Genomic DNA, 16,932 nt, shown 5'->3' with positions numbered 1-16,932 from the left:
GGCCGTGCGGCTCATCGCAGCGGGAGTCGTGGGCGGCGTCGTCGGTGCGCTGGCAGCCGCCGTGTGGTGGCCTGCGAACGAGCGCGTGTGCTCCGGCGTCGAGGTGACGCGGCGTGCGCTGCCGTCGGTGGTGACGGTGCTGGCCTCGGCCGGACAGGCGGCCGGCAACGGGACCGGGCAGCTGTTGCGGCCGGACGGCTACGTCCTGACGAACTACCACGTCATATCGCGCGCGGCAGCCGGCGGCACCGTGAGCATCCAGTACGCCGACGGCGCCACGACGCCGGCGACCATCGTCGGCACCGACCCGCTCACCGACCTCGCGGTGCTCAAGGCGCAGGACGGCGCCGTGGACCGTCCCCTCATCGGCCTCGGCCGGTCGGAGTCTCTCGAGGTGGGGCAGCCGGTGGTCGCCCTGGGCGCGCCCTTGGGTCTGGAGAGCACGGTGACGGCCGGCATCGTCAGCGCCCTCGGACGCCAGATCACCGTCCCGACCGGTTCGGGCAACGCCCAGATCGTCGATGCCATCCAGACCGACGCGGCCATCAACCCCGGCAACAGCGGCGGACCTCTCGTCGACTGCTCCGGAGCCCTCGTCGGCGTCAACACCGCCATCTCGACCGTGCCGAACGAGCAGGGGGTCGGTGGAGGAGGCAGCGTGGGCGTCGGCTTCGCCATCCCCGTCGACGTCGCCCTGCCCGTCGCGGACCAGCTCGTCGCCACCGGGAAGGCCTCGCACCCGCAGCTGGGCCTGACGGCCCAGCCGGTGCGGTCCGAGAACGGGCAGACCCCCGACGGCCTGTTCGTCACGAGCGTGGAGTCCGGTGGGCCGGCTGACAAGGCAGGCGTCCGGCTCGGTGACGTCATCGTCGAGATCGACGGCGAGCCGGCCCGCTCGTACGACCAGCTCGTCGTCGCCTCGCTGACGCGGCAGGTCGGGGACGCCGTGGAGCTGTCGGTGTGGCGTCAGGGCAACGAGGTCAAGCTCACCGTGACGCTCGGCCCCTGACGCGCGGCGGCCGCGGAGGCGGCTGCCCCGGGCCAGGCCGACGCAGCTGCCGGGGCAGGTGGAGCAGAACCTGCGCGAGCTCGGCCGCGACCACCTCGACGTCGTTGACTACCGGCACGACGGGCCCGGCAGGCCCGTCGAGGAGCACGTCGGGGCGCTGTGTGACCCGGGCGCGCACGTGCTGGCCGTCCCCGGGCCTGCGGCCGAACCGGTCCGACCACGTGCCGGGCCGGTGCGTCCGCCGGTCAGGCGAGGCTGAGGAAGAGCTTCTCCATGAGGGCCCGGTCCTCGGGGGTGCCGCCGTCGGGGCCGGTCAGGCACTCGCGCAGGCCCGAGGAGACGATGGCGAAGCCGGCCCTGTCGAGGGCGCGGTTCACGGCGGCGAGCTGTTGGACGATGTCCTGGCAGTCCCGGCCCTCCTCGATGAGGCGGATGACGCCGCCCAGCTGGCCCTGGGCGCGCTTGAGGCGGTTGACGACAGGCGTGAGGTCGTCGGTGTTGAGCGTGACCATGTTGGTTCCTTCAAGAGCACCGTTGCGGTGCAAGGGTCTTCGAGTCAGGGGTGGGTTTGCGCCGGGTCGACGGCACCGATCGCGTCGAGAGTGCGGCGGAGGCGCTCGCCGGCCTCGGTGGCGACCGGTGTGAGAGCGGCGTTGCCGGTGAGCCCGACCATGACGCCGGGGTTCATGGCTTCGACGCGGGTGTGCTCCTCGTCGAGGGCTCGGACGACGACGTTGCACGGCAGGAGCAGCCCGATGGAGGGCTCGGCCTGGAGCGCGGCGTGGGCCAGCGGGGGCCGGCACGCACCGAGGATGACCTGCGGGGCGACGTCGACGCCGACCTTGGCCCGGAGCGTGGCGGCCAGGTCGATCTCCGTGAGGATGCCGAAGCCTTCCGCGGCCAGCAGCTCCCGGGCGGCGGTCAGGGTGACCTCGAAGGGGAGGGCGACGGTGGTGGCGAGGGCGTAGGTGTCGGTCTGCTCGCTCATCGGGCGCCTCACGCGGACGTGGTGCTCGAGGGCTGCTGCGCGGCGACCTGGCGGCGCACGTCGTCCATGTCGAGCTCGCGGACGGCGGTGATGACCTGCTCGAGGGCGGCCGCCGGCAGGGCGCCGGGCTGGCTGAAGACGAGGATGCCGTCACGGAAGGCCATGAGCGTGGGGATCGAGGTGATCCGCGCGGCGGAGGCCAGGGCCTGCTCGGCCTCGGTGTCCACCTTGCCGAAGACGATGTCGGGGTGCTGATCGGAGGCAGCCTCGTACACGGGCGCGAACATCCGGCACGGGCCGCACCAGGAGGCCCAGAAGTCGACGAGGACGATGCCGGCGTCGGTGACGGTCGACTCGAAGTCCGACTCGGTGAGGTGGCGGGTGGTCATGGTGTGCTCCTTCAGGCGAGGTCTGGGCTATACCCACTGGGGTATGTAACGACGTTCTTCGCGGGTTCATTCCGGGTCGCGGGCCGTTTGGCGCGGCGGCCCTTCCGGGGTTATGGTCAGAGCGATCTTATACCCCATGGGGTATCGATTCAGAGCTGAAGGAGTGCCCATGACCGTCACCGTCACCATCGAGGAGCTGGCGGCGGCCCGCGCCGACGGCGCGCCCGTCGTCGACGTACGCGAGCCCGCCGAGTACGTCGGTGGCCACGTTCCCGGCGCGCGCCTCGTGCCGATGGGCCAGCTGGCCGCCCGCGTCGGAGAGCTCGACGCCTCGCGTCCGGTGTACGTCATCTGCGCCAGTGGCAACCGCAGCCGCGCCATGGCCGATCTGCTCGTCCACCTCGGCTACGACGCCCGATCCGTCGACGGCGGCACCTCTGGATGGCAGGCGTCCGGGCGCCCGCTCGTGGCGGGTGCCCGCGCCGATGCCGCCTGACGCGTCCCCCGCGTCCTGATCCGTTCGACCCTCCCGCGCGACCCCGCGCACCCGTCCCGGCGCCACCGCCGGCATCACCGAAGGAGAACCACCATGTGCCGTCCCGCCACCTGCCGGACCTGCGGCAAGACGACCTGGGCCGGCTGCGGCCAGCACGTCGACCAGGTCATGCGCAACGTCCCGGCCGCCCAGCGCTGCGCCGGGCACCAGAAGGACCCGTCCGCCCCCGGTGGCGGCCTGCTGTCGCGGTTGTTCAACCGCGGCTGACCGCCGGTCGACGCGCCCCCTCCCGACGCGCGTCCCGGCGACCGAAGCTCTGCCGGCCGCGCGGCCCCCTGCGCGCGGTCGGCAGTGGCGTCCGTGGGGACCTCATCCCAAGGATCGGGTCAGCGCGAGGAACTCCGAGCGGGAGCGCGAGTCCTCGCGCAGGACGCCGAGCAGGCTCGAGGTGATGGTGGTCGTGCCTGCGGCCTCGACCCCTCGGAGGGTCATGCACAGGTGCTCGGCCTCGATGACGACTCCGACGCCGACGGGGGAGAGCTGGGCGCTCAGCCAGTTGGCGACCTGGGTGGTCAGGCGCTCCTGGACCTGCGGGCGGCGCGCGAAGTGCTCGAGCGCCCGGGCCAGCTTGGACAGGCCCAGGATGCGGTCGCCGGGGAGGTAGCCGATGTGGGCCACTCCCACGAACGGCAGCATGTGGTGCTCGCAGAGCGAGCGCAGCGGGATGCTCCGCGCGACGATGAGCTCGTCGTAGCCGCCGTCGTTGGGGAAGGTCGTCAGCTGGAAGGGACGCGGGCTCGTCAGCTCGGCGAGTGCGGCGGCCATCCGTTCCGGGGTGCGGCTCAGCGACGCGTCGCTGAGGTCGATGCCCAGTGCCTGCAACATCGTGCGGGCTCCGGAGGCTGCCTGCTCGAGGTCGGGCACGGTGACCGCGCCCGTTCCTGTCCACGGACGACGTCGAGCCGGTCCCAGGTCCTCCTGGCTCTGTGGGTGGGTTGCGTGCACCGGACGGTTCCTTCCTCGTGGCGGGACTGGTGGACGGGGTCAGAAATCGGTGACCGGTCGCCGGTCATGGGTGTGCAGGGCGAGGACACCCGGATCGCCGGGGGGCTGCCGGCGCAGGGGTAGCCGCCGGGAAGCAGGTACAGGTCGGTGACGTCGTGAGCAGCCGTGCGGGTGAGCACGTCCAGCTCACCGATCGCGCCGTCCACGAACGTCGTGCCCTGCAGGTGGACCGGGGGCAGGACGCCCGGGACGGCAGCGCTCGCGCGAACGGCGTCGGCCGAGGGTCCCTGGTACAGAAGGCTGCCGATGCCGGTGACGAGGTCGGTCACGGTCGCGGCCACGGGGATGCGGGCCTCTTCGAGGGTGCCGTAGCCGAGGTGGCGATGGAGCAGCTGCGCGAGCCCGTCGCCGGAGAACATCGATGGCTGGCTGCCCCGGGCCGCATCCCACCAGCGGTGCGGCTCGAGCCGGAAGACGTCGCGACGGTGCAGGTCCTGCCAGAGGCGGGCCAGTGAGCTCACGCGTGCTCCGAGCGAAGACGTGTCCGCGCTCGCCGCGCCGGCGACATACGCGGCGTTGACGGCTCCCACGGACGTGCCCACGAGCAGGTCCGGACGGATCCCGCTCTCGTGCAGGGCTGCCAGCATGCCGACCTGGACGGCCCCCAGGCTTCCGCCGCCGGTCAGCACGAACGCCGTGGCCACGACGCATTCCTCCCGGGGTGGCTGTCGATGGTGGACATGGATGCTCCAGTGGTCGACGGGGGCGTCGCGGCTTCGGCGAGACGCCGACGGTGTGAGGAGGTTGACGACGTGTTGGTGGCATCGGCCGCGGGGAGTCTTACCGGCCTGCCGGTGCGGTAAGAGCCAGGTGCCGCAGCGACACCAACAGCACGACTGCCGTCCCCGTCGCCGAGTACTCGCCTCCCGCGGCGGCGACCCTCTCGTCAGCAACCACAGCAGCATCGGGAAGGATTGCCATGAGCCCGGAACGCGCCCCGTCCCCGTCCCCTCGGGCCGCCGAGCAGGCCGCCGTCAGATGGCCCGCCCTGGTGCTCCCCGTGGTCGCACTGGCTCTGGTCGGCGTCCTTCTCCTGTGGGCCTTTCCGCGAAGCAGCGCGGACGCCGCTCAGCCCGTCACGCTCAGCCACACGCACGAGGTGGTGCCACGGACCGCGAGGCAGCAGGCGTTCCACGACCAGATGCGCAAGCTCTGGGAGGACCACGTGACCTGGACGAGGCTCGCGATCGTGACGTTCGCCGACGGCTCCGCCGGGTTCCCGGCCACCGCCGGCCGGCTGCTGCAGAACCAGTCCGACATCGGGGCCGCCATCGCACCCTTCTACGGCGACGCGGCCGGTGGACGGCTGACCGCGCTGCTGCACGACCACATCACGATCGCTGTCGAGATCCTCGAGGCGGCGAAGGCCGGTGACACGACCGCCTTCACCAGCGCCAAGACGCGCTGGTACGCGAACGCGAACGACATTGCCGACTTCCTCGCCGCGGCGAACCCTCGGTTCTGGCCTGATGCCGTCCTGCGGGACGACATGCGGGTGCACCTCGACCAGACCCTGGCCGAGGCGTCCCACGAGCTCGCAGGCAGCTACGCGAGCAGCGTCGCCGACTACGAGGCCGTCCACGCGCACATCCTCCGGATGGCGGACATGCTGAGCGGCGGCATCATCGGCGCCTTCCCGAGCGCCTTCCGCTGACGTGCCACGACGCGTCGCCGACCCGGGTCGACGGCAACGGGCGTCGCGCCTCGCACTCCGCTCAGCCGGGTGTGGTGCTGCGGCGTCGGTCGGGGCGGGCGATGACCGCCGCGGCCGACAGGATCACGACTGCACCGACCAGCTGCCAGACGCCGAGCCGCTCTCCCAGCAGCAGGTAGCCGAGACCCACCGAGACGACCGGGATCAGGTAGGTGACGAGCGAGCCGACGTGCTGGCCGACTGCGCGCACCACGTCGAACTGCAGCAGGTAGGCCAGGCCCGTGCCGAGGATCCCGAGCGCGAGGAGGGCCAGCACCGGCTGAGCCCAGCCGCCGGTCGCCTCCGGCGTCGGCGACCACGGCGCTGTGACCGTCTCCCGATGCAGCATCCACCAGACGGACAGCACGATGACCATCTGCCCCGAGGCGACGAGCAGCAGCGCCGCAGGCAGCTGCAGGCCGCCCAGGTCTCCCTTGGACAGGTACTTGCGCACCCACGTCCAACCGACGCCGTAGCTGATGCCGGCGACGAGCGTGAACCCGAAACCCAGCAGGTCCGGGCGGCCCGCCGACTGCCACGGCTGGGCGATGACGAGCACGCCCGCGAACCCGGCGACGACGGCGGCGACCTTGCGGCCCGGCAGTCTCTCGGCAGGAAGCATCGCCGCCGTGGCGACGACCGTGGCGAGCGGCGTCGTGGCGTTGCCGATGCCCGCGAGTGCCGAGGCGACCCGTTCCTCGCCCAGGGGGAACAGGACGAAGGGCAGGCACGCCAGAAAGAACCCGACGACGACCAGGTGGAGCCACACCTCGCGCGAGCGAGGCAGCCGCCCACCGAGCAGGTGCAGCAGCAGGGTCACGGTGACGGCGCCGAGGAGGACCCGGGCCGTCGCGATCTGTGGGGGAGCGAACCAGCGGAGGCCGACCTTCATGAGCAGGAAGCTCGATCCCCAGATCAGGGCCAGCGCTGCGAACTTCGCCTGCCACGGGACGAGGCGCCGGGCGGCCGGGCCCGGCGAGACCCCTGCTGCGACGGCGCCGTCGACCGACGTGGCGACGGCGCTCCCGAGCGGCCCTGGCGTCGTGCTCTCAGACACCCGCACACCGTAGCCCGCCCGGCCTCTGGACCACTCCGGGGGCGCAACCAGGGCTAGGTTCGAGAGCATGGGCGTCGAAGGGGCACCGGATCGGCCGGCAACAGGACCGGACATCGTCATCGTCATGGGAGTGTCCGGCAGCGGGAAGACGACCCTCGCCAAGGGCATCTCCACGGTCATGCGCTGGGAGTTCGCCGAGGGCGACGCCTTCCACTCCGAGGCCAACGTCGAGAAGATGCGCAGCGGGCAGGCGCTCACCGACGACGACCGCTGGCCGTGGCTCGAGGCGATCGGCAGCTGGATCAGCGCCAAGGAGGCCGCGGGCGAGTCCGCCGTCGTGACGTGCTCGGCGCTGCGTCGCGCCTACCGCGACGTCCTGCGCCGTGACCGCCCCCACGTGCGCTTCCTCCACGTCACGGCTCCCGCCGAGCTCATCCGTGACCGCATGGAGCACCGACCCGGGCACTACATGCCCGCGTCCCTGCTCCCGAGCCAGATCGCCACCCTCGAACCGTTGGACGACGACGAACCGGGTATCTCGGTGACGAACGAGGGCACCGCAGCCCAGGTTCTCGATCGCGCCCTCACCGCGCTCGGTCTGCGAAAGGACAACCAGGCATGATCCTGCACCCCGCCGCCGCACTCCTCGACCTTCCGTTCGCCTTGCCCGCAGACCCGCCGAAGGTGCCCTACGCCGGCGACGGTCAGCTCGTCGCCGCCTGCATCCTCGGCATCCTCGCCGTCGTCCTGCTCATCACCATCGGCAAGGTGCACCCGTTCCTGTCGCTCATGCTCGGCTCGGCGGTCCTCGGCGCCGTGGCGACCATGCCGCCGGGCGACGTCGTCTCGAGCTTCCTCGCCGGGTTCGGCAGCACGGCCGGAGCGGTCGGCGTCCTCATCGCGCTCGGCGCGATGATCGGCAAGCTGCTCGAGGACTCGGGCGGGGCGAACCGCATCGTGTCGACGATCGTCGGCCGCGTCGGGCCGGGACGGCTGCCATGGGCCATGGCGCTGATCGCGGCGATCCTCGGCCTACCCCTCTTCTTCGAGGTCGGCGTCGTGCTCCTCGTGCCGGTCATCATCCTCGTGGCCCGGCGAACCGGACTGTCCCTCATGAAGATCGGGATCCCCGCCCTGGCCGGACTCTCGGTCCTGCACGGCCTCGTGCCACCCCACCCGGGCCCGCTGACCGCCATCGGGCTGCTCAACGCAGACCTCGGTCGCACCCTGCTGTACGGCGTCATCATCGCGATCCCGACCGTCATCGTCGCCGGCCCGGTGCTCGCGCGCTACGTGGACCGGTGGGTTCCCAAGTTCGTCGACGCCGACTCCCGGTTCCTGGAACCGGTGGGCGCCGGCGTGGGTGCCGGACGCGTCGGCGGTGCGGGCAGCCCCGACACCACCGACCCCGCGTCGGACCCTCGCGGCGGCGGTAGGTCGAACGCGAGGCTCGCGCGCAACGCACCCGGCAACGAGGAAGCGGCCCGAGGCCGCGGGGCGACGGGGTCGGCCGCGACCTACGACGACCTCGAGGCGCCGCTCGCCCCCGGGCGCCGACGTGTCTCCTTCGCCGCCGCGATCATCGGCATCACGCTGCCGGTGGCGCTCATGCTCATCGACGCCATCGTCAAGCTGCTCGTCACGGACAAGAAGAACGGCGCCCGCACCGTCATCGACTTCTTCGGCACCCCGACGGTTGCCCTGCTCATCGCCGTCCTGTTCTGCTACGTCGTGCTCGGCCTCGGCTCCGGCATGGACAAGACCGAGGTCAGCGCCTCGGTGGGCGCGGCCCTGCCGCCCATCGCGGGCATCATCCTCATCGTCGCCGCCGGGGGCGGCTTCAAGCAGACGCTCATCGACGCGGGTGTCGGCAACGTCATCAAGGACTGGGCCACCGGCGTCAACATCTCGGTGCTGGTGCTCGGGTGGCTGGTGGCCGTGCTCATCCGGCTCGGCACGGGTTCGGCCACGGTGGCGACGATCACCGCGGCGGGCATCGTCGGGCCCCTCGCCGCCACGCTGTCGACGAGCCACCTGGCGCTGCTCGTCCTCGCGATCGGCTGCGGCTCGCTCTTCTTCAGCCACGTCAACGACGCCGGCTTCTGGCTCGTCAAGGAGTACTTCGGCCTCACCGTCGGGGAGACCATCAAGTCCTGGTCGGTGATGGAGACCGTCATCTCCGTGTTCGGCTTCGCGCTCGTCATGGTGCTGAGCCTCGTCGTCTAGTCCGATCAGCAACCAGGGCCGACCGTGTGCCCCGGTGCCAGGTGCACCCGGCTAGGGCATGTGGATGAGCAGCATCGTGCAGGAGAAGCACAGGGGCGGTGTGCCGTCGTGAGGGCAGCTGACGTCCTGGCTCCTGCTGCGCCGGCGCCACGCATCAGAGACACGCCGGATGTGGCGGCGGATCCCCTTCGCAGTGGGCACCGGACCTGTCGGGACGTGGGCCTCGCCGGACTCGATGCTCATGCGGCTCTCCTGCGGGTCTGCGCGCCACTGCGCGGCTCGCGTGGACGGGAGGCAGCGCCCTCGAACGTGCGGCGTGCGCCTCTGGCTTGATCGCTACGGAAAGGTCCCGGCATGAGCACGCGCTTCCGGAACGATGGTGTTAGATCACTGTAGTGATCGCTACACTCTAGAAATGATGAGGTTCGCTGGCAAGGGTGCGTCCGCTCCGGCGCGGCAGGAGTAGCGCCGTGCAGGAGGCTGTGACGCCGACGCCGACGCCGACGCCGGGAGCCGAGACCGACACGGTCCTCGGCAAGGTCGTCGCCGTGCTCTTCGCCTTCACCGCCAACGACCAACAGCTGTCCCTGGCCGAGATCGGCCGCCGGACGGGACTCGCCAAAGCCACGGTGCACCGCGTCGTCAACGACCTGGTCCAGGCGCGGATGCTCGAGCGCACGACGAACGGGTACCGCCTGGGTGGTCGGGTCTTCGAGCTCGGCATGCGGGCGTCGGTGGAGCGCCGGCTCCTGGAGGTGGCCACGCCCTTCATGGAGGAGCTGCGCGAGCGCACCAGGGAGACCGTGCACCTGGGCCTGCTCGAGGGGCGAGAGGTCGTCTACGTGGCCAAGATCGGGGGCCACGGACAGGCGCCGTCACCCTCCCGCCTCGGCGGACGAATGCCCCTGCACTGCACGGCGATCGGCAAGGCTCTCCTGGCGCACTCGCCGCCGCAGCTGCTCAGGGACGTGGTCGCCGGCGGCCTCGAGCGCAGGACGCCGCGCACCATGGTGGCTCCCGGTCACCTCAAGCGTCAGCTGGACCGGGTGGTCGAGTCGGGCGTCGCCTACGAGTACGAGGAGTCGGCGGTCGGGATCGTCTGCCTGGCCGCGCCGGTGCTCGACGCCGAGGGCCGCCCGGTCGCGGCGATCAGCGTCACCGGTCGGGTGGGCCGCTTCGAGCCCGAGCGGCACGCCGGGGCCGTCCGGGCGGCCGCCGACGGCGTCGCCGCCATCCTGGCGCGTCGAGCCTCCCTGGGCCACGGCTGAGCGTCGGTGTGCCCGTCACAGAAGGGTTCCACTCAGCGGAACGGAGTGGTGGCGCCTGGCCGGCGCGAGCCCGCACGCTTCAACCGATCGACCAGGAGGTCCACATGACAGTCTCGTCCGAACCCACGGCCGCCCTCGCCGCGCAGACCGCGATCGAGCGCGCGGTCGAGCGTCTGGAGCGCGCGGCGCACAGCGGCAACCCGTGTCCACCCGTCCGCGACCTCATCGGGGTGAGCGACCTCGAGAGTGCCTATGCCGTGCAGCGCGGCCTCGCGGAGCGGCGCGCTGCCGCGGGCCACCGCATCGTCGGCCGCAAGATCGGCCTGACCTCGCCGGCGGTGCAGCGCCAGCTCGGCGTCGACCGGCCCGACTTCGGCGTCCTCTTCGACGACATGGACGTGTCGGCCCTGCCCGAGGTCCCGGTGTCCGACCTGCTCCAGCCGCGGGTCGAGGCCGAGGTCGCGTTCGTGCTCGGCGCCGACCTGGACGGGCCCGAGCTCGACGTCGAGACCGTGCGCGGCGCGGTCGACCACGCGGTGGCGGCTCTCGAGATCGTCGACAGCCGGGTGGCGGGTTGGGACATCGCCATCACCGACACGATCGCCGACAACGGGTCGAGCGCCCTGTTCGTGCTGGGACCTGACCGACTGACGCTCGAGCAGATCGAGCCCGTCTCGGTCACCATGCAGATGTACGCCGACGGTGCCCTGGTCTCCGAGGGCAACGGAGCCGCATGCCTCGGTGACCCGCTCAACGCGTTGCTCTGGCTCGCCCGCACGGCCCACGAGCTCGGTGACCCCCTGAGGGCGGGGCAGGTCGTGCTGTCCGGGGCGCTGGGCCCCATGCACCCGGTGACGCCGGGCTCGACGGTCCGTGCCGACATCACCGGCCTCGGCTCCGTGACCGTCTCCTTCGCCCCCGCGGCGACCCCTGCCGACAAGGACCTCTCATGACGAAGACGAAGGTGGCCATCATCGGCCCCGGCAACATCGGGACCGACCTGATGTTCAAGGTGATGCGGCTGTCGACCACCCTCGAGGTGGGCGCGATGGTCGGCATCGACCCGGCCTCCGACGGGTTGCGCCGCGCGGCGTCCCTCGGAGTCCCGACGACGCACGACGGCGTCGAGGGGCTCATAGCGCTCGACGGCTTCGAGGACATCGACATCGTCTTCGACGCGACGTCGGCGAAGGCCCACGTGGCCAACGCCGCCAAGCTGGCGCCGTACGGCAAGAAGCTCGTCGACCTGACACCCGCGGCGATCGGCCCGTACGTCGTGCCGCCGGTCAACCTCGACCGCTACCTCGAGGTCGACGGCCCCGGGGTCGAGAACGTCAACATGGTCACGTGTGGCGGCCAGGCCACCATCCCGATCGTCGCGGCCATCTCGAGGGTGACGACGGTGCCGTACGCGGAGATCGTCGCCTCCATCGCGTCGAAGTCGGCGGGCCCGGGCACGCGCGCCAACATCGACGAGTTCACCGAGACCACGACCGCTGGCATCGAGAAGGTCGGGGGAGCCTTGCGCGGCAAGGCGATCATCATCCTCAACCCCGCCGAGCCGCCGCTCATCATGCGCGACACGGTGTTCGCCCTCATCGGCGCCGCCGACGAGCAGACGCACGAGGCGATCCGCACCTCCATCGACGAGATGGTCGCGAAGGTGCAGGGGTACGTGCCCGGCTATCGGCTCAAGCAGCAGGTGCAGTTCACGCCGATCGCCCCGGACGAGCCCGTGCACACCTTGCTCCCCAAGGGCGCGCCCGCCGTGACGACCAAGGTCAGCGTGTTCCTCGAGGTCGAGGGCATGGCGATGTACCTGCCCGCGTACGCCGGGAACCTCGACATCATGACGTCCGCCGCCATGCGCGTGGGCGAGAGCATCGCCGCGCGGATCGGCGACCCCAGCCGCACGGGCGCCGACGCGGGAGTGACCGCATGAGCAGCACGACGAACACCACCACCGGCACGCGCGCCGCCAGCCCAGGAGACCCTTCCGTGAGCGAGACCCCGCTGCTCTACATCCAGGACGTCACGCTGCGCGACGGCATGCACGCCGTCCGCCACCGGATCAGCCCCACCGACGTGGGGCGGATCGTCGCCGCCCTCGACGCGGCGGGCGTGGACGCCATCGAGGTGGCCCACGGCGACGGGCTCGCGGGTGGCAGCCTCAACTACGGTCCCGGCTCGCACAGCGACTGGGCCTGGATCGAGGCCGCGGCCGCGAACATCACGCAGGCGACCCTGACGACACTGCTGCTGCCGGGCATCGGCACCATCACCGAGCTCGAGGACGCCTACTCCCTGGGCGTGCGCTCGGTCCGCGTCGCGACGCACTGCACCGAGGCGGACGTCTCCGCGCAGCACATCAGCAAGGCCCGCGAGCTCGGCATGGACGTCTCCGGCTTCCTCATGATGAGCCACATGAGCAGCGCCCCCGAGCTCGCCGCCCAGGCCCGGCTCATGGAGTCCTACGGGGCGAACTGCGTGTACGTCACCGACTCCGGTGGCCGCCTGACGATGGACGGCGTGCGGGAGCGGGTGCGCGCCTACCGCGACGTGCTCGACGCGGACACCCAGATCGGCATCCACGCCCACCAGAACCTCTCGCTCGCGGTCGCCAACTCGGTCGTCGCGGTCGAGGAGGGGGTCGTGCGCGTCGACGCGTCGCTCGCCGGACACGGGGCCGGCGCGGGCAACTGCCCCATCGAGCCGTTCGTCGCGGTAGCCGACCTCAACGGGTGGAAGCACCGCAGCGATCTCTTCGCCCTGCAGGACGCCGCCGACGACCTCGTGCGGCCGCTGCAGGACCGCCCGGTCCAGGTCGACCGCGAGACCCTGACTCTCGGCTACGCCGGGGTCTACTCGAGCTTCCTGCGACACGCTGAGACAGCGTCGCAGCGCTACGGCATCGACGTGCGCTCGATCCTGCTCGAGGTCGGCCGTCGCAAGCTCGTCGGCGGCCAGGAGGACATGATCGTCGACATCGCGCTCGACCTCGTGGGCGCTCCGGGGCACGCCGGCTGACCGGTCCGCAGGACGGCTGAGGGCCGGCGTTCGCGATCCGCGAACGCCGGTCCTTTCGGCGCTCAGTTGCGTTCACCGCCAACCGATCCCGCGCGTCGACTGCCCGCCTCCGAACGTCACGGGCGCGCAACGGATGCCGCCGGGTCACGTCAGGTGCCCCGGCGGCATCCGTGGTCGTCGTCGGTCGCCGCTGGTCAGAACGTGCCGGCGATGAGGCTCTCGAGCAGGAAGACGAACGTGTCGTGGGCCTCGATCTGGGTCCAGTGCCCGCTCTTGGGGATGACGTGGAGCGTCGCGTTGGGCATGGTCTTCGCGAGGTAGGTGCTCGACTCCACCGGCACGATGATGTCGTCGCGGCCGTGCACGCAGAGCGTCCTGTGCGGGAGCGACGTCAGCTCCTCGTCGGTGAAGGCGGGCGGTCCAGCCTTGGGGTCGAACATCGCCGCGTGCGAGCGCTTGACGTCGGCTCGTCCGATGTAGGGCATCCGCTCCTCGACGACGCGGTCGACCACTCCGGCCAGGGTGTCCATGTCGTAGACGAACGACTCGAGCAGGTCACGCAGCGAGTCGGGGGTCGGGTTCGCGTAGAAGGTGCGCAGGTGCTGCAGGCCGGGCGTGATCGGCAGGTCCGGTGCGCCTCCGGAGCCCATGAGCAGCATCGTCTCGACGCGCTCCGGCTGCGCCAGGGCCATCCGGATGGAGATCATCCCGCCCATCGAGTTGCCGATGAGGTGCACCTGGTCGACGCCCAGCTTGTCGAGCAGCTGCCACAGCGTCTCGGCCTGGAGCAGGTTGAAGGCCTTCATGCCCGACGGGGGGTTCTCGGGGTGCTCGGAGTCGCCGAAACCGATCATGTCGGGGGCGAGGCAGTAGTACCGCTCGCCGAGCTGCTCGATGACGGCCTTCCAGTTGGAGGTGCCCGTGGCACCCGGCCCGGACCCGTGCAGGAAGAGCAGCGCCGTGGGGCTCGACTCACCGGTCGAGTGGACGCGGTAGGTGACGTCGCTGAGCGTGACGTCGGTGCTGTTGACGGTGGCCATGGGAGGTCGCCTTTCGGATTGATTCAACTCTGAAGCAACCACTACACGGTAGGGCGCCCCTGTTGGCATCGCAAGCATCCAGCGGATCGTATTGCTAGGCAGAACCTCACCGGACGCGGCTCTTGTCGTTAGCGACCAGCATGCAACATGATCTGGTACAACCGCTACAGAGAAGCAACAGTCTGCGGGCAACTGACGCGAAGGGATCAACGATGATCAGGGAACTCGCCTACATCGGCATCGCCTCTCCCCGGCACGAGGAGTGGCTCGAGTACGGAACCCGTGTGCTGGGGTGCGGGTTGGGCTCGCGTGGTGAGAACGGGGCGGTGCGACTGCGCGTCGACGACGCCGTCCACCGCATCACGATCGAGCCGGGCGACCGCGACCGTCTCCTCTACACGGGGTGGGCCTTTGCCAACGAGGTCGAGCTGCACGCGTACCTCGACCGGCTGCGGCTAGGTGGCCTCGAGCCGACGCCGGGCACGGCGGAGGAGTGCCGCGACCGCGGCGTCGCCGAGCTTGCCTGGGTGACCGACCCGTGGGGCTCGAGGCACGAGTTCGTCGCGGCCCAGCGCCGCCGGCCGGGGACGTTCTGGCCTGGCCGCCCGATGTCGGGTTTCGTCGCCGACGACTTCGGGCTCGGCCACGTCGTCCTCGTCGTGTTGGACCTCGCGGAGGCGGACGCGTTCTACGGTGACCTCCTCGGCTTCGCCCTGTCCGACAGGGTCGACGAGGAGCACATGGCGCGAGACCGGGTTCGAAGCGCCCACCGAGTTGCCGCCCGTCTTCGCGAAGTTCCCCTCGTCGGTGACCGGCGCCCACGGCGTCGTCCGCCTTCCCGAGGGCGGCACCGTCGACTGGGAGGTCGAGGTGGTGGCCGTCGTGGGCCAGGAGATGCACGACGTCGACGAGGCTGACGTCTTCGGTCATCTGGCCGGCCTCACCATCGGCCAGGACCTCTCCGAACGCACGCGCCAGTTCTCGGGTCCCGCACCGCAGTTCGGGCTCGCGAAGTCCCATCCGGGCTTCAGCCCCATCGGGCCCTGGGTCGTGTCGATGGATGAGTTCGACGACCCGGACGACTTGCGCCTCGGTTGCAGCATCGACGGCGAGACCGTCCAGTCGGGCACGACGGCGACCTCATCTTCTCGATCTCGCGGTCGCTCTCGGAGCTGTCGCGCGTCCTCGTCCTGCGGCCCGGTGACCTGGTGTTCACCGGAACTCCCGACGGCGTGGGCATGGGTCTGAACCCACCCCGTTACCTCCGTTCGGGCGAGGTGCTCGAGACGTGGGTCGACGGGATCGGGCGCATGGCCCACAGGATGCACTGAAGGCGTAGCGCCCGCTACACAAGAACTTCCGCTGAATCCCTTGCAGAGAGACCCGGTCTCTGCTTCTCTGTAGCAAGCACTACATGAGTGAGTCGATGTAGGTGAAGCGAGGCCCGTAGCGGGCCGGCCGCCTGCACCGCCGGACACAGCACGGCAAAGGAGCCGCACATGTCTCGTCCCCTCTTCCGTTCCCGCCCCGCACAGGCACTTGCGGCGATCGCCCTGACGGCGTCGCTGCTCGGCGCCTGTGGTGCCGGCGAGAAGGTCGCACCGGTCAGCGCCGAGGCGACCTCCGCCGGTGCCGCCGGCGTCCAGCAGGCCAAGGAGTCCCTGGCCGGGTGGGCCAAGGCGCCCGAGTGGCCGACGGTGACGCCCATCGCCAAGCCGGTCGACCTCGCGGGCAAGACGTTCACCTTCGTCGCCCTCGGTGACCAGATCCCCGTCATCCACGCCGTCGGCGTCGGCGTCACCGAGGCCCTGAGCGCGGCCGGCGCGAGCGTCAAGATCTGCGACGGCAAGTTCAACCCGACCGCTGTCGCCGACTGCCTCAAGGCCGCCGGTGACGAGAAGGTCGACGGCGTCATCAGCGCCTTCGTCGACTACCAGATGGCGGCCCCGGCGTTCGACGCCCTCGCGGCCAAGGGCGTCAAGGTCATCGTCGGTGGGGTCGCCCCGTCCGGCGGGCGCGCGGCGGATGCCAACCTCGCCTTCTACGACAACACCCCGCGCGTCTTCGCCCTCCACGAGGCGATGTCGGAGGCCGCGATCGCCGACGGTGGCACGTCGACCAACGTCCTCTGGGTCAGGCTGATGGACTCCACGACCACGACCGGCGCCAGCGCCCAGGGCATCGCCAAGTTCAAGGCGCTCTGCCCGAGCTGTGGCATCGCCGAGACCGAGTTCACGACGGCCAACGTCGACAAGCTGGCCACGTCGGTCAGCGCCGCCCTCGTCTCCAACCCCGACACGAACGCGGTCATCGTCCCCGTGGACAGCTTCGTCCCGCCGGTGCTCCAGGGAATCCTCAGCGCCAAGTTCGCCGGCAAGGTCAAGGTGTTCTCGTCGAGCTCCGACCTCGCCGGGCTGCAGCGCGTCAAGGACGGGCAGCAGGCGGCCGACCTCGGCACCCCCGTCCTCTTCGAGGGCTGGAAGTTCGCCAACGCGATGGTGCAGCTGCTCGCCGGCCAGCAGGTCGAGAAGGGGACCGACTTCGTCACGCGTGCCTTCACCAAGGACAACGTCGGCGGACTCACGCTCGACGCCAAGACCTACCTGACCGACGACTGGTTCGGCGGGGGCGCCTACAAGCAGACCTTCCTCGCCGCCTGGGGAGCCAAGTAACC

20 protein-coding genes and 1 pseudogene are annotated in these 16,932 nt (G+C 71.0%); 13 read left to right on the top strand and 8 right to left on the bottom strand.

Going from position 1 to position 16,932, the window contains the following annotated elements:
* Positions 1-4 precede the first annotated feature (4 nt).
* A complete protein-coding gene (locus AC3A5R_RS05620) occupies positions 5-1,009 on the top strand; it encodes a S1C family serine protease (RefSeq protein ID WP_487619744.1) in 1,005 nt (334 codons plus the stop codon).
* A gap of 245 nt (positions 1,010-1,254) precedes the next feature.
* Here AC3A5R_RS05620 and AC3A5R_RS05615 read toward each other — a convergent pair whose 3' ends face one another.
* From AC3A5R_RS05615 to trxA, 3 genes are read right to left on the bottom strand one after another with little or no spacing between them, the layout of a single operon-like run.
* Entirely contained in the window at positions 1,255-1,521 is a 267-nt protein-coding gene (locus tag AC3A5R_RS05615) for a metal-sensitive transcriptional regulator (protein ID WP_487619743.1), read from the bottom strand.
* 44 nt (positions 1,522-1,565) lie between these two features.
* Complete coding sequence (locus tag AC3A5R_RS05610) at positions 1,566-1,997, bottom strand: DUF302 domain-containing protein (protein ID WP_487619742.1); 432 nt, start codon at positions 1,995-1,997, stop codon at positions 1,566-1,568.
* Between the two features lie 8 nt (positions 1,998-2,005).
* Entirely contained in the window at positions 2,006-2,386 is a 381-nt protein-coding gene (gene trxA, locus AC3A5R_RS05605; protein ID WP_487619741.1) for a thioredoxin, read from the bottom strand.
* 169 nt (positions 2,387-2,555) lie between these two features.
* Here trxA and AC3A5R_RS05600 point away from each other — a divergent pair, with 169 nt between their 5' ends.
* Positions 2,556-2,882, top strand: coding sequence for a rhodanese-like domain-containing protein (locus AC3A5R_RS05600; protein WP_487619740.1), 327 nt, complete (start codon positions 2,556-2,558; stop codon positions 2,880-2,882).
* 93 nt (positions 2,883-2,975) lie between these two features.
* Positions 2,976-3,149, top strand: a complete 174-nt coding sequence (locus AC3A5R_RS05595; RefSeq protein WP_487619739.1) for a hypothetical protein — start codon at positions 2,976-2,978, stop codon at positions 3,147-3,149.
* Positions 3,150-3,251: 102 nt separating this feature from the next.
* Here the strand turns inward: AC3A5R_RS05595 and folE are convergent, their stop codons facing one another.
* Both folE and AC3A5R_RS05585 read right to left on the bottom strand, forming a co-directional pair.
* Positions 3,252-3,767, bottom strand: coding sequence for a GTP cyclohydrolase I FolE (gene folE, locus AC3A5R_RS05590; protein ID WP_487619738.1), 516 nt, complete (start codon positions 3,765-3,767; stop codon positions 3,252-3,254).
* Positions 3,725-4,591, bottom strand: coding sequence for a patatin-like phospholipase family protein (locus AC3A5R_RS05585; protein ID WP_487619737.1), 867 nt, complete (start codon positions 4,589-4,591; stop codon positions 3,725-3,727). Before AC3A5R_RS05585 ends, folE begins: the two co-directional genes overlap by 43 nt.
* A 275-nt stretch (positions 4,592-4,866) precedes the next feature.
* Between AC3A5R_RS05585 and AC3A5R_RS05580 the strand changes: the two genes are divergently transcribed.
* A complete protein-coding gene (locus AC3A5R_RS05580) occupies positions 4,867-5,601 on the top strand; it encodes a hypothetical protein (protein WP_487619736.1) in 735 nt (244 codons plus the stop codon).
* Between the two features lie 61 nt (positions 5,602-5,662).
* Here the strand turns inward: AC3A5R_RS05580 and AC3A5R_RS05575 are convergent, their stop codons facing one another.
* Positions 5,663-6,697 carry a DMT family transporter gene (locus AC3A5R_RS05575; protein ID WP_487619735.1) on the bottom strand — a complete coding sequence of 345 codons (1,035 nt, stop codon included), beginning with the start codon at positions 6,695-6,697 and terminating at the stop codon, positions 5,663-5,665.
* A gap of 124 nt (positions 6,698-6,821) precedes the next feature.
* Between AC3A5R_RS05575 and AC3A5R_RS05570 the strand changes: the two genes are divergently transcribed.
* Both AC3A5R_RS05570 and AC3A5R_RS05565 read left to right on the top strand, forming a co-directional pair.
* Positions 6,822-7,319 carry a gluconokinase gene (locus AC3A5R_RS05570; RefSeq protein ID WP_487619734.1) on the top strand — a complete coding sequence of 166 codons (498 nt, stop codon included), beginning with the start codon at positions 6,822-6,824 and terminating at the stop codon, positions 7,317-7,319.
* Positions 7,316-8,923 (top strand): GntP family permease, encoded by a 1,608-nt coding sequence (locus tag AC3A5R_RS05565; RefSeq protein WP_487619733.1) that lies wholly within the window; start codon positions 7,316-7,318, stop codon positions 8,921-8,923. Before AC3A5R_RS05570 ends, AC3A5R_RS05565 begins: the two co-directional genes overlap by 4 nt.
* 51 nt (positions 8,924-8,974) lie before the next feature.
* On the opposite strand, the gene AC3A5R_RS05560 is transcribed toward AC3A5R_RS05565, so the two are convergent.
* Positions 8,975-9,166, bottom strand: a complete 192-nt coding sequence (locus tag AC3A5R_RS05560; RefSeq protein ID WP_487619732.1) for a hypothetical protein — start codon at positions 9,164-9,166, stop codon at positions 8,975-8,977.
* 227 nt (positions 9,167-9,393) lie between these two features.
* Here AC3A5R_RS05560 and AC3A5R_RS05555 point away from each other — a divergent pair, with 227 nt between their 5' ends.
* The 4 genes from AC3A5R_RS05555 to dmpG all read left to right on the top strand — a co-directional run bounded on the left by AC3A5R_RS05555 (position 9,394) and on the right by dmpG (position 13,218).
* Positions 9,394-10,191 carry an IclR family transcriptional regulator gene (locus AC3A5R_RS05555; RefSeq protein ID WP_487619731.1) on the top strand — a complete coding sequence of 266 codons (798 nt, stop codon included), beginning with the start codon at positions 9,394-9,396 and terminating at the stop codon, positions 10,189-10,191.
* 104 nt (positions 10,192-10,295) lie between these two features.
* On the top strand, positions 10,296-11,144 hold the full coding sequence (locus AC3A5R_RS05550) for a 2-keto-4-pentenoate hydratase (protein ID WP_487619730.1): 849 nt from the start codon (positions 10,296-10,298) through the stop codon (positions 11,142-11,144).
* Positions 11,141-12,133, top strand: coding sequence for an acetaldehyde dehydrogenase (acetylating) (locus AC3A5R_RS05545; protein WP_487619729.1), 993 nt, complete (start codon positions 11,141-11,143; stop codon positions 12,131-12,133). The genes AC3A5R_RS05550 and AC3A5R_RS05545 overlap by 4 nt, the downstream gene beginning before the upstream one ends.
* Positions 12,134-12,189: 56 nt before the next feature.
* Positions 12,190-13,218 carry a 4-hydroxy-2-oxovalerate aldolase gene (gene dmpG, locus AC3A5R_RS05540; protein WP_487619728.1) on the top strand — a complete coding sequence of 343 codons (1,029 nt, stop codon included), beginning with the start codon at positions 12,190-12,192 and terminating at the stop codon, positions 13,216-13,218.
* A gap of 194 nt (positions 13,219-13,412) precedes the next feature.
* Here the strand turns inward: dmpG and AC3A5R_RS05535 are convergent, their stop codons facing one another.
* Positions 13,413-14,258, bottom strand: coding sequence for an alpha/beta fold hydrolase (locus AC3A5R_RS05535; protein WP_487619727.1), 846 nt, complete (start codon positions 14,256-14,258; stop codon positions 13,413-13,415).
* 212 nt (positions 14,259-14,470) lie between these two features.
* On the opposite strand from AC3A5R_RS05535, the gene AC3A5R_RS05530 reads away from it, so the two are divergent.
* The 3 genes and pseudogenes from AC3A5R_RS05530 to AC3A5R_RS05520 all read left to right on the top strand — a co-directional run bounded on the left by AC3A5R_RS05530 (position 14,471) and on the right by AC3A5R_RS05520 (position 16,930).
* A complete protein-coding gene (locus AC3A5R_RS05530; protein ID WP_487619726.1) occupies positions 14,471-15,175 on the top strand; it encodes a VOC family protein in 705 nt (234 codons plus the stop codon).
* A pseudogene (locus tag AC3A5R_RS05525) lies at positions 15,066-15,589 on the top strand (fumarylacetoacetate hydrolase family protein). The gene AC3A5R_RS05530 and the pseudogene AC3A5R_RS05525 overlap by 110 nt, the downstream one beginning before the upstream one ends.
* 168 nt (positions 15,590-15,757) lie before the next feature.
* Positions 15,758-16,930 carry a sugar ABC transporter substrate-binding protein gene (locus AC3A5R_RS05520; RefSeq protein ID WP_487619725.1) on the top strand — a complete coding sequence of 391 codons (1,173 nt, stop codon included), beginning with the start codon at positions 15,758-15,760 and terminating at the stop codon, positions 16,928-16,930.
* Positions 16,931-16,932 lie beyond the last annotated feature (2 nt).

Source organism: Intrasporangium sp. Soil_C_50, assembly GCF_057656595.1.
This window is presented reverse-complemented; position numbering and strand designations above follow the sequence as displayed.